Annotated in this window: 8 protein-coding genes and 1 pseudogene; 5 read left to right on the top strand and 4 right to left on the bottom strand. The window is 38.2% G+C overall.

Annotated features, from left to right (window positions below; translation table 11 throughout):
• Nucleotides 1–283 precede the first annotated feature (283 nt).
• Both AC07WY_RS16485 and AC07WY_RS16480 read right to left on the bottom strand, forming a co-directional pair.
• The gene (locus tag AC07WY_RS16485; protein WP_494736753.1) at nt 284–1528 is read right to left on the bottom strand and encodes a transposase; all 1245 of its coding nucleotides are present in this window, start codon (nt 1526–1528) and stop codon (nt 284–286) included.
• Nucleotides 1529–1823: 295 nt separating this feature from the next.
• Nucleotides 1824–2726 carry a LysR substrate-binding domain-containing protein gene (locus tag AC07WY_RS16480; RefSeq protein ID WP_494736752.1) on the bottom strand — a complete coding sequence of 301 codons (903 nt, stop codon included), beginning with the start codon at nt 2724–2726 and terminating at the stop codon, nt 1824–1826.
• Between the two features lie 156 nt (nt 2727–2882).
• Here AC07WY_RS16480 and AC07WY_RS16475 point away from each other — a divergent pair, with 156 nt between their 5' ends.
• From AC07WY_RS16475 to AC07WY_RS16455, 5 genes are all read left to right on the top strand, one after another.
• A complete protein-coding gene (locus AC07WY_RS16475) occupies nt 2883–3893 on the top strand; it encodes an aldo/keto reductase (RefSeq protein ID WP_494736751.1) in 1011 nt (336 codons plus the stop codon).
• Between the two features lie 42 nt (nt 3894–3935).
• Nucleotides 3936–4730, top strand: a complete 795-nt coding sequence (locus tag AC07WY_RS16470) for an SDR family NAD(P)-dependent oxidoreductase (RefSeq protein WP_494736750.1) — start codon at nt 3936–3938, stop codon at nt 4728–4730.
• Nucleotides 4731–4764: 34 nt separating this feature from the next.
• Nucleotides 4765–5175, top strand: a complete 411-nt coding sequence (locus AC07WY_RS16465) for an SRPBCC family protein (protein ID WP_494736749.1) — start codon at nt 4765–4767, stop codon at nt 5173–5175.
• 993 nt (nt 5176–6168) lie between these two features.
• Nucleotides 6169–7233: an AraC family transcriptional regulator gene (locus AC07WY_RS16460; protein ID WP_494736748.1), complete on the top strand. Its 1065-nt coding sequence runs from the start codon at nt 6169–6171 to the stop codon at nt 7231–7233.
• A 291-nt stretch (nt 7234–7524) separates the two neighbouring features.
• Nucleotides 7525–9198 carry a hypothetical protein gene (locus AC07WY_RS16455; protein WP_494736747.1) on the top strand — a complete coding sequence of 558 codons (1674 nt, stop codon included), beginning with the start codon at nt 7525–7527 and terminating at the stop codon, nt 9196–9198.
• 224 nt (nt 9199–9422) lie between these two features.
• Here the strand turns inward: AC07WY_RS16455 and AC07WY_RS16450 are convergent.
• A pseudogene (locus AC07WY_RS16450) lies at nt 9423–9840 on the bottom strand (exodeoxyribonuclease VII large subunit); the annotation flags it as partial.
• A 265-nt stretch (nt 9841–10105) separates the two neighbouring features.
• The gene (locus tag AC07WY_RS16445; protein ID WP_494736746.1) at nt 10106–12256 is read right to left on the bottom strand and encodes a TonB-dependent receptor plug domain-containing protein; all 2151 of its coding nucleotides are present in this window, start codon (nt 12254–12256) and stop codon (nt 10106–10108) included.
• Nucleotides 12257–12322: the final 66 nt, after the last annotated feature.

The following is a 12322-nucleotide window of genomic DNA, read 5'->3' as shown; positions in this document are numbered from 1 at the left end:
CACACGTAGTCGCAAACGTGGACGAATTGTCAACAGACCCAAATCAATGGATTAAAGCAAAGTTAGCTAGTCGTGAAGAAGGGAGCTTCTGCTTGCTATTTTTTCAATTGAATTATTTTTTGATAAAAATCTGTTCTATATTTAAAAAACTCAAAATTTTATAGTCGTTAGTACAGGTATTGAATTTAGAAAGCCATTAAAGATCTTTCATAAATCAAAAAATGATCATGTGAAGTGAATTATATTGGTATTGAAAGTTCCTTCTCCCTCTGGGCATAGGTATCTACACATCTTTTTGTAGAGACTCTAATGCAATTTCAGCAATCAGCTTAAGGTCATCAACCGAATGTTCAGATAATAATTGTAGTGTATTCAGTAATATTGACAGACCAGCCAAAATTGCAGGAGCACTTTCCCTTGTTCCTCTTTTTTGTTGCCTTCCTGATAGACGTGTTAGAAAGACTCTAACTCTTGAATTTTTCTCATCATTTTCTCGCTGTATTCGCCAAGTTAATACACATGCCATACTTGCAATTAAGAGTCGTCTTAATATCGCTTGCGGAGTTGTTTGTAGCCATGACTCAATGTCATGGCCCGCCTGTTTTAACAACTTCAAATAGTTTTCTATTTTCCAACGCCAGTAATACCAAGTTGCCAATTCTATACTTGGAATTTCTGATGATACATTACTTAATAAGCTCCAACGAGAAAGTGATTTTCCTTGCTTATTTTTAACTTCAACTACAATCAGTCGAACGGTTAATGACTTTCCCTTTTGTGGTGGAACTCTTTTTCCCGTTTCATCTTTTTGCATTGGTCTTGCATTACGCGTAATACTGATTTGAGTTTCACCAACATAAAGTTGTTCGCAATTCCCTTTATATTGAATTGTATGGGTTTGTGAGGTTGGTATTTGGTCTGATACGTCTCTTAACTTAACATCTTCTCCTTGATATTCAACACGATTTCCTTCTTTACCTCGAATAAGAAATAAATGTTCTTGTTGATTCAATAATCTAAGATGAGCAATTGAATCTCCTTCACGATCAATAATATGTACGAGTTTCTTTTCTATTGGTAAAGACTCAATATGTTCGATTTGTTCACATAGTGTATTTAAATGGGTTTCTTTTATTTTATGCCCATCAGTAAATGTTGAATAACGTCCAGTAGCATCACATAAAGTTTGATCTAATGGTGCAATGGGTAAACCCGTTTCCGCATCAATTAATAAACTGCTTTGTAATTCATAGCCTTTGTCACTTGCATGTGTTCTTTTGAATCTATTTAACTTGTTGTTATGTTTGAAATATTGTAGTTGAGACCAATCATGAGCAACTAAGGCATAGTGGTGATTCGATAGAGCGATTTGTTCAAGCGCAAGTTTTTGAAGAGGCTGATTGAGTTGTTGAAATGAAACGTTTTCGTTATTTAAGAAACGCCAAACTGCTTGGGTTGTAGCAAAGCTAGTCTTTTGGGTAGAGGCAATATCTTTAAGCGCTGGGGCTAATGAAGCAAGTGGATTCATATTAAGTTTTACAAGACGTCCGTGGCGTTTAACTAATCGGTTATCTAAGTGTGGAATGTTAAATTGGAGAGCATGCTCTCCAATTTAACTTAAATAGATTTAATTGTGTAGATACCTATGCCCTCTGGGAGAAGGTTAGGATGAGGGTGCTTTTATGTTGATTTATGGTTTTAAAAAGCACTTATGAAAGAAGTCTATTGATTATTGTTGCTCTAGGATATTAGTGAATGTGTATCGGTAGACAATAAACTAAAGCAAACAAATGCTTTAGTTTATCTATTTTTCACAATAAAAATTAGTTCTCAATCGTTAATTTATCAGTCAGCATCTGACGGAAATACACTACCAATGGACGTAGATTAGCTTTATGCCAAACTGCCCAAAGTTGAGTGTTATAAGATAACCAAGGTAATTCTCGAAGGACTACGCCATCAGGTACATGTTGTCTCAAACTATGTTGAATTAGAGTCAGCCCTAAACCTGCTGCAACCAGACCTAAAGCAGTTAGAGGGGCACCAGCTTCAAGTTTAATGTTTGGGGTAAAACCAGCTTTGGCACAGGCACTAATAAAGTCATCACGTGAATGGATATCCTCCTCATGAATAACGGAAATCCATTCAATACCTTCAAGATCAGTTGCTAGCAGCTCAACCTTATTCAATAAAGGATGTTGCTCAGGTAAAGCAAGCAACATTCGATCATCTAAAACTTGTATATAGCCTAAGTCAGGGTCTTCAACTTCAGGGGGACTATTGACCATTGCAATATCAAGGCTGCGCTGTTTTAAACCTTCCAGTTGGACAGGACTAGTTTGGTTATAAAGTGCGATATGTACATCTGGACGGGAATCCCGTAATAAACGTAAGGCATTTGAAAGTACACCTGAATGCATGGCATTTTCAATATAACCAATACACAGACCGCCTTCTTCTCCACGTCCTAAACGTTTACCTAAAGATTCTAAACGATTGGCATGGGTTAACAGGGCACGGGCTTCAGCAAGAAAAGTCTGGCCATCGGCAGTAAGACGAATACGCTGTTGATTACGTTCAAATAGCATCAGGCCCAGTTTTTCTTCTAACTGAGAAATCTGACGGCTTAGTGGAGACTGGGAAATAAATAGACGTTCTGCGGCACGGCCGACATGCTCTTCTTCGGCGACCACCACAAAATACTTCAATTGGCGTAAATCAATCATGTAAGACCTTAAGGGACTCAAGTTAGTCGAATTATGTCCTATCATGTCATAAGTGATCAAGCTATATTTTCCTCATCGCAAAGGCAGTCCGAAAAACTGCCACAGTTATTCGCTTGAGACACTGTTCGAGAGCATACATAAATTGAGGAAAATATCATGGCAATTAAGCATTTATTATCAGGAAAAGTCGGATTCGGTGGTGCGCCACTGGGTAACATGTTCCGTAATATTCCTGAAGAAGAAGCACAAGCAACAGTTCATGCTGCTTGGGACTTGGGGGTTCGTTATTTTGATACAGCACCACTTTATGGTTCAGGTCTTTCTGAAATCCGTATGGGTGAAGCCTTATCTCAATACTCACGTGATGACTATGTACTCAGTACTAAAGTCGGCCGCATTATGTTGGATGAAGAAGAAGATACTGCATCGCGTGACTTAGGCGATAAAGGTGGCTTATTTGAACATGGTCTGAAAAATAAAATCCTGAATGATTATTCAGCTGATGCAACTTACCGTTCAATCGAAGACAGCTTAAAGCGCTTAAAAACAGATCGTCTTGATATCGTTTGGATTCACGATATCGCTCAAGACTTTTACGGTGATAGCTGGCTAGAACAGTTCAACATTGCCCGTACAGGTGCGTTCCGCGCTTTAACCCGTTTACGTGAAGAAGGTGTTATTAAAGCATGGGGCTTGGGTGTAAACCGTGTTGAACCATGTGAATTAACTTTGGATTTAGCTGAAGCTCAACCGGATGCATTTTTGTTAGCAGGTCGTTATAGCTTGCTTGACCATGATCGAGCTTTACAACGTTTGATGCCAGAAGCATTACATCAGAATGTAGATATTGTGATTGGTGGCCCTTATAGTTCAGGCGTTTTGGTGGGTGGAGATCACTTTGAATACCAAAAAGCATCTTCTGAGATTTTGGATAAAGTTGCCAAGATTAACCAGATTGCACAACGTTATGGTGTGGATATTAAAGCAGCTGCACTCCAGTTCTCTTTGGCAAACCCAGCAGTTGCTGCGGTGATTCCAGGCTCAAGTCGTCCGGGTCGTATGGCAGAAGATTTGGCTGCTCTTGATGCTGTTATTCCAGTTACGTTCTGGGAAGAAATTCGCCGTCAAGGTCTTGTATCTGAATTTGCACCTTTACCAATTCGTTAATTTTTTAAGGGGGCGGTAGCCCTCTACAGTGAGTTTTTTATCGTGAAATTAGATCTTCAAAATAAGGTCGCCGTGGTGAGTGGTTCAACTTCGGGGATCGGTTTAGGTATTGCCAAAGGTTTGGCATCTGCTGGTGCTACGGTTGTAGTTGTTGGACGTAAACAAGCTGGTGTAGATGAGGCAATTGCGCATATTCGTCAAAGTGTTCCAGAGGCAAGTCTACGTGGTGTTGAAGCTGACTTGACCACTGAACAGGGCGCAGCTGTTTTATTTGCAGCGGAACCTCAGGCAGATATCGTAGTGAATAATCTGGGAATCTTTAATGATATTGATTTCTTTGAGGTGCCTGATGATGAGTGGATGCGTTTTTACCAAGTCAATGTCTTATCAGGTGTGCGTTTAGCCCGACATTATGCGCAGTCAATGGTGAAGCAAGGTTGGGGCAGAATCATCTTTATTTCTTCTGAGTCCGGTGTGGCAATTCCAGGTGACATGATTAATTACGGTGTGACCAAAAGTGCCAATCTAGCTGTTTCACATGGTCTGGCTAAACGGTTGGCAGGCACGGGAGTCACAGTGAATGCCATTTTACCAGGTCCAACCTTTACCGATGGTCTGGAAAATATGCTGGCTGATGCCGCAACGAAGGCAGGGCGTAGTACGCGTGAACAAGCTGATGAGTTTGTCAAAGAATCACGTCCAAGTTCAATTATTCAACGTGCAGCGGAAGTGGATGAAGTCGCCAGTATGGTGGTCTATATCGCATCACCACTTTCCTCTGCAACCTCAGGTGCAGCGTTACGTGTTGACGGTGGCGTTGTCGATACGCTTGTTTAACTTAATGATTTACTGAAATATACGGAGAAAAATCATGGCGAATACTGTCGCAACTTTAGAAATCCCGGCATCACCAGAACAAGTTTGGCAATTGATTGGTGGTTTTGACAGTTTACCTGACTGGCTACCATTTGTTGCCCAGAGCGAATTAAGTGAAGGCGCTCGTGTTCGTAGCTTAATTTTGGCAGATGGCGGAAATGTAGTTGAACGTTTAGAGACTTTCGACCATCCAAAACGCAGCTACAGCTATTCAATTATTAAGGCACCTTTCCCAATAGTGGATTACCTTTCTACGATCACTGTACTAAAAACAGATCAACCGAATGTTTCGCTGGTGGAGTGGAAAGGGCAATTTACCCCTGTAAATGTAAGTGATGAAGAAGTCATTGCTTTATTCACAAAAATTTATTCAGATGGCCTTAAAGATTTAAGAAATAATTTCTAAGATTGTTTGATGCAGAGTCCAGAAAGTAGAACTTTCTGGACTCCTATTTTTTTATTAAAATAACCTAGTAGTGTTCTTGATTTAAGCAAAGTAATGATTCTTTAGCCAAAGTAATAAAGTATTCTCTTTTCTAATCTCATCCTTTTTCGGAATGATATAAATATTTTAAAATCAATTTCTTACTATGTTGCATTAAAGGTTTTCTTTAGGGGGGACAAGTTGTTAAAATTTAAATATTAGAGATTTGAGGAAAAATGACTTTTCTTTATCGTAAATGTTATTGAGTAAAAATTTTAATCCATAAAGAAATGTAAAAAAGTAAGGGTTAAAGATTGGGTGAATTTTAGGTGTTATGGGAATAAAATATAAATTAAACATAGTGTTATTGATTGGTTCAATTGATGCCATCTCCACCAAAATATTAACCAAGATCTTTTTTAAACTTGATAAAAAACCTTATCTAGTACAGCCCTTAATTAATTTAAGCTTTTGGAAAGGGGAAATGCTAGCTTGTTTGCACTTTCTAATGTTAATGATGATATGTTTGGGGGTACTTTATTGTATATTTTTGATTAATTACGACCTAACTTTCATCAGAATAATCATGATACAGCTAGAATTTCGGAGCATTACAAGGAATGCTTTTCTCAGAAGGTAGCCTATTATTCCATTTCTATTAAGTAACTTACCTCAAGAGTTCCAACTTTTGTTGCAGCATAATTAAAGGCCGAAAGGATTTTTTAAACATTTTCTTTATGTTTAAGTATTTTGCTTTCTCCATAGAAAAGGTCAGCATATCATTGAAGCATTACACTTCTTTTTCGTAGCAAGTTAGCATGAGTGTACTTTGCCATCGTTTTGTTCCTATCAGTAGGTGATAGTTGTTTTTTCACTGCACCATCATTACTGATTGACATCCAGAGTTTGAGTTGGTTAATTATTGTGGTTTACAATAATTAAATACTTGGGATTAATTATCAAGGATGCCGATGTATGATTGTTGATTTACATAAAAAAATTGATAAAACTTTAGAAATTAAAGTACTTGTTGGTCTGGTAATACATTTTTTGGAACATATAAGTTTTTTGGGAATTCAAAGAGAAGATATTTTACAACATGGTGAGTTAAATGAAGCGCAGCTCAGCGATTCAAACCAATGTATTTCACTTTATCATTTCGAAAAAATGGTAGCATACACATATAAGTTGTGTAAAAACCCATTAATCGCTTTAGACTTTTCTCAAAAGATGGATTCCACCGCATATGGCGTTTTAGGGCATTTAGTCCCATTATCTGCAAGTTTGAATAATGCGATTGAGACATTAAAAGAGTTTCAGCCTCTTATTGGCTGTATTGGTGATATTTCTCTTCAGGTTGAATCAGACATTGTCTATTGGAAATGGGCTTGTCGATCAAATGATCCAATATTTAGTCGTTGTGCAAATGAATATAATTTGGCTTGGTGGGTAAGTCTCATCCGTTTAGTTCGAAACGAGGGTTTTTCTATACTGAAAGCGATTCATTTCAAGCATAGTTTAGTAAAACCTGATCTACAGAGTTATTATAATAATTTTTTTGAATGCCCTGTCTATTTTGGTCAAAAAGAGACTGCTTTATTACTATCACCAAACTCATTAAATATGCCATTGAGAACAGGAAATGCTGGCTTATATGAGAGTGTAAGAATATTTGCTTCTAAACTACTCGAACAACAGAAAGTTGAACAAACTTTTACTCAGCAGGTGAAAGCACAAATCTTTTTATTACTACATAAGGATCGACTTTCCCGTGAAAATATTGCGGATCTGTTAGGTGTAAATGTGAGAACATTAAGCCGGAAACTGCATCAGGATGGAAACTCATATAGTAGATTGTTGGACCAAGTTAGGTTCGAGTTAGCTGAAAACTATCTGGTAAGTCATCAGCATTCTATTCTTTTTATTTCTAAAGCTCTTGGTTTTTATAATAGCCATTCATTCATTTCATGGTTTAAGCAACAGACCAATTTAACTCCTACCCAATATCGAAAAAAATTGAATAGTCAAGGAGTTGAGTAACTTCTTCTTGATATTTTTTCTCTGTCCCATATTAGAAGTTAGTTGCCCCATAAGCGTTATTTTTTTTCTTATTCGTTGAGAATATGATTGAAAGATAATCTATGGGACAGCACTGGGTATCTATTCAGTAAACAGGATTACTTATACCAAATTATTTATGGTTGGTTTGTCTGCTTTATAATGGAATTTTAAAGCGTATAGATATTCAACAACAGTTATGCCTATAAGAAAAACATGTCTTGGTCACTTGAGGTCGTTATCAAGATATAGGATAAATATCAAGGAGATGATATGAAATTACAGCAAGTTTATACAAAAACAATAGGTCTCATTCTGCTTGGCTATTCAATTACAGCTTGCCATAATGATGATAAGGATGTTGTTTCAAGTACCTGCCCAGTCATCATGGATGAGAAGTTGTTTGCTGATGCAAAGACGCTGGAAAAACTAGTTCAAGTTGGTCCTGAATTTGGTCAGTTGCGTTCTACGGGGAGTCAGGCACATAACCAATTAATTGACTGGATTGAGACAGAAACAAAGAAAATACCAGGTATGCAAGTTAAATCTGATAGTTTCGAAATTCAACGTTGGCAACCGATTGTACCAGCAGCGAATGGTAAAGGTCGAAGTCTATCTCGCTCTGCTCAATTATCTATAAACGGTAAAGATATCCCTGTAGCAGGCGCAGTACCCTATTCACTAGGGACATCGTTGACTGGTAATATGGGGCAATTGGTTTATTTAGCAAGTAATGAACCTATTACCGTTGAGCATAAAGGAAAAATCATTGTACGAAAAATTCCAACGGCTCAAGATCCTGTTTTTGCTAATGTAGTTGCACCACCTTATGCCTTTTTATTCCAATTTGCGAAATATTTGAGTCCTTTATTAGAGGACCTTAAGACGCAAAGATATGATAGGCCCCAATTAGCGGCTCAATGGATGAATAGTGATTTGGTTGCTGCGGGGAAAGTGGGAGCTACTGGTGTTATTCTTGGTTTTGATGTTCCCCGAGAGCAGGTAAAAGATTATTTTGATCCTCATAATGGATTGCATTATCGCCTTCCTGCTGTTTTTCTAGGAGCAGATGAGTTTGCCGAAGTAAAAGAATTAGCGGCAAATAAAATGGTGGGGCGTATCGTTGTTCAAGCGGAACGTGATAGTGCTTCTACACGTAATTTAATTGCTACTCTACCTGGTATGAGCCCTGAAAAAATAGTGTTTGTAGCGAATACGGATGGGAATACTTGGGTACAAGAAAACGGTGTAGGAGGAATGATTGCCTTAGCACAATATTTTGCGAAATTACCATTAAAATGTAGACCTAAGACTTATGAGTTTGCATTTAATTCAGCTCATCTCCATATGTCAAAGGAGGGAACAAATCGATATATGAGCGAGTTGGACAAAGAATATAAAGAGAAAAAAGTAAGTTTTATATTTGCTGTTGAACATCTTGGAACAAAAGAAATCGTTGCAAAGCCAAGACAAGATGGTGGATTTGGTCGAACCCTGGAATTTTCTGGAAGAGCTGAGCCTCAAGCTTGGTTTGCGCCAGAGGATCATGTATTGATGCAAAATATTGCAATAGAGGCTGCACAAAGACATGGGTTACCGAGTGTATCGATTGCAACGGGTCAAGATGTACCTGACCCTAAACGATTACCTAAACAATGTAATTTCGGAGGTATTGGAACAGCTTCACATAAGCAATTAATTCCAACTATGGCTACAATTTCAGGTCCATGGTCACTTTGGGCCCCATCATACGGCCGTGATGCGGTTGATTTTAATTTGATGCGTAATCAATTGTTGGCAATAGGAGATTCTGTTTTAGCTTTACAAACTCATTCTAGATCAGAAATAGAAGGGCCTTATGCAGCTTGGAGAACAGCTAGAGATGAAGGTAAACTGGTTTGTAGGCCTGAAAACAATGATGGTATAGAAGATGCTCCAAGTCAGTAAGTGGGATTGTAAAAATGTATAAGATCATAGGGATTTAAATAAGGACTCCATTTGTAGACTTGAACTTAAAGATACGAAATACTATTTGCGATAGTATTAACTTCGAAAAAGAGCTGTGTGTTATGCAAACCGCATACACCAGCTTGTTCTAAAAGTAGATCTTTTGAGGTTCTTTGGTGAAATCACCAAGATATTTCAATTTCAATAAGTAGGTGGCTTATTCATATATTCACCAAGCGTTTGATGGTTAAACGAACACGAATTTTTTGATAGCGTTTGCCAATATCATCTATTGTAAAGCTGGATTCGATATCCTTAATGTTGACTGAAAACCCATACTGTAGATCAAAATGGGCTTTGAGTTTCATCAGGATATTCAAGCTTTTTGAAATTCAATCCCAGTTTCACACTCAAACTTGAGTACAATTTTTACAGCACTGGATTCCCAGAGGGTTGCCTTGCTGATTGCGATGACCTTATCTGTATCCTCTTCTTTTTCAGCCCATTCAAGATAGTAATGTCTATCCTTGATAGTTAAATGTTGTATCTCGGTCTTTACTCATATAGGTTCATCAAAGACAGGCGAATAACTTCCTGTATGGTTGATAGATAATCACTAAGGGAGAATTGAAATTCGGGCATTTAATTTGGCTGTGGATAGTTGTTTTATGGTAACTAAGACGAACACTTTTTAATAAATTAATGAGATATTGGGATAATTAATATTTCGGAGAGCATTATTAAAAATGCCGTCTCAAATGATATTGAGACAGGCTTTTTTGCTTTGATTTTATCTCACGTACGCTATATAAACTTTGGATTGAAATAGAACAGATCAGATTGATTTAGATGATCATCATGTTGAATCTATTTTCACAGGCGAGGGCAGCAACCCAAAAATTTACATTCATTTATAATTATTCCATTTAAATTCAGCATTGATAAAATAAGTACGTTCCAGACCATTTAAACCACTATACGCGGCTCTATAGGTGGTATTGCCGAGGTTACGGATCCCCGCACTTAAATTGACATATTTATGATTAAAACCAGCATACAAGCTACCAATGGTATAGGATTCAAAGCCGCCTTTCTGTATGACTTGAGGTTCATTAAATACGGTCTGAATTTTGCCTTTCACCCATGGCTGTAACGGCAATTGGCTAAAGGTATATTTATAATGGCTGTTAATATCAATTGGATGTGCCGCAGCTTGCACAAAAACATCCTCAGAATCAATCTTATTAAAACTGCCTGAAATCCCGAAATCATGCACTTCATCCATATAATTGGCACTGAATTCCATGCCCCAATTATTGACTTGGTTGGCATTATAATATTGAGTGGTATCTTGGAAAAAGTCAGATTCACGATCATTAAAATCGCCTGTCGCGATATTGCATTTACCGATGCGAATACAACTTTCCAACCCAGCCCGATCAATAACTCTACGATTGGTTTTTGTCCAAATATATTGGTCAAAGTCGCTATAAAACACACTGGTATTTAACGCCCAATGATCATTGAGGTATTTCCAAGCAACTTCGGCATGGTAGCCTTCTTCAGGTTGTAAAGCTAAACCTCCACCCAAAAAGCCACCAAATGTATAGCGTTCATACAAATCAGGTGCACGGAAAGTACGGCTGATGTTGGCGGAAATATTCTGAGTATCGGTGAGGTGATATTGTGCTCCAAGCGCCCATGTTGGCTCGAATATGGTTTTTTCAGGGGTAATTCCCGAAATACCGATGAGTTGCGAGGCAAGTTCAGCATTTGCGCCTGGCAGTAATTTTTGTCGGGTTGCCCAATAATTGGCGCGTACTCCTGCAAAACCTGTCCATGTGCCAAAGTCATATTCTAGATTGGTAAAACCTGCATAATAATCTTGTTCAGAATACACCGCAGTGACGGCTTTATCTAAAACAGCTTCAAGACCAAAACTGGCTTGTAATTGATGCCAGTTTAAAAATAGATTGGCATTAAAATTATCACTGTCTAAGGTTTCGGTATAACCGCCTTCTTGTTGGCGTTCTAATAAGGACTGTTTGTTATATTTAAATGAGAAGTTATTAAAAATACCCAGATTGTCTTTACGATAAGTGATGGATTTTGATTCACGTTCTTTGCGTGCCAGCAGCATCACCATTGCATCTTGCATGGTACTCCCATGTGCTGATGCAATATCTTTGCCGATCCATTGGTCATAATCGAGATCAATTTGGCTATCTGTAGCAAATTTTCCTGATAATTTGGCACTCAGTGATTCGGCGTCATAACCCAAATCTTTGACGGTTACTGTGCTATTCACTGCATTTAATGCATTGGTTTTACTAATCGCATATTTTTTATCAGCATCACCACGGACCCGATAGTCATTGGACGATTCTTTGGTATAAGTGACTTTTGCACCAAAATTATCCATGCCTGCGTTTAGACTGGTGGTGGAACTAGTTTTGTCATAACCCTCATCATAAGCGAATTTTTGACTGACCCCGATGCCTTGACTCATTTGTACAGGTTTGGTCTTGACGATAATGACACCACCTGATGCACCCGGGTCGTAAATCACCGCAGGACTACCTTTTACCACTTCAATCATTTCAACGTTGTTAATATCCACCTGATTGATTTCACCAGAACCTGAGTGATCTAAACCTTGATTGGCGATTTTGATGCCATCAACAACACTGACCACGCGTTGCCCAGTCAGACCACGAATTTTTACATTTTTACCGAAAGCCCCAGTTTCGGTAATGGAAACACCCGGAATATCCCGAATCGCTTCTTTGACATCGGCTAAGCCTTCCTGCTGAATTTTTTCCTGACTGATGATCTGTTTGGAATAGGGTTTGTTAAACATTTCTTGTTGATTTTGTCGCTCTGCCTTGAGGACTTTTTCTGCTGTGACTTCAATGACAGGTAGTTTAGTGGGTTGTTCATCAATTATGTCGGTATCTTTATTATTTTCTGCTGCATAGAGTTGATAGAAAGGAGAGTATCCACTAGCAATACACATGGTCAATAATAGATATCGTGGGAGAAAGGGAGGTGTGTGCATGACAGAAATCCAGTCAAAATAAACGCAGGGTTGCTGCCCCATCTTAAGAATAGAAACAGCAACCGG

Source organism: Acinetobacter sp. GW821-FHT01C12 (assembly GCF_059422625.1).
Note: the sequence above shows the minus strand (reverse complement) of the source record. Positions and strands in the feature narration are given on the sequence as shown.

Excerpts from the sequence above, each read along its gene's own strand:
- AC07WY_RS16485 (WP_494736753.1), bottom strand. The coding sequence starts at position 1,528 with ATGAATCCACTTGCTTCATTAGCCCCAGCGCTTAAAGATATTGCCTCT.
- AC07WY_RS16465 (WP_494736749.1), top strand. The coding sequence starts at position 4,765 with ATGGCGAATACTGTCGCAACTTTAGAAATCCCGGCATCACCAGAACAA.
- AC07WY_RS16480 (WP_494736752.1), bottom strand. The coding sequence starts at position 2,726 with ATGATTGATTTACGCCAATTGAAGTATTTTGTGGTGGTCGCCGAAGAA.
- AC07WY_RS16475 (WP_494736751.1), top strand. The coding sequence starts at position 2,883 with ATGGCAATTAAGCATTTATTATCAGGAAAAGTCGGATTCGGTGGTGCG.
- AC07WY_RS16445 (WP_494736746.1), bottom strand. The coding sequence starts at position 12,256 with ATGCACACACCTCCCTTTCTCCCACGATATCTATTATTGACCATGTGT.
- AC07WY_RS16455 (WP_494736747.1), top strand. The coding sequence starts at position 7,525 with ATGAAATTACAGCAAGTTTATACAAAAACAATAGGTCTCATTCTGCTT.
- AC07WY_RS16460 (WP_494736748.1), top strand. The coding sequence starts at position 6,169 with ATGATTGTTGATTTACATAAAAAAATTGATAAAACTTTAGAAATTAAA.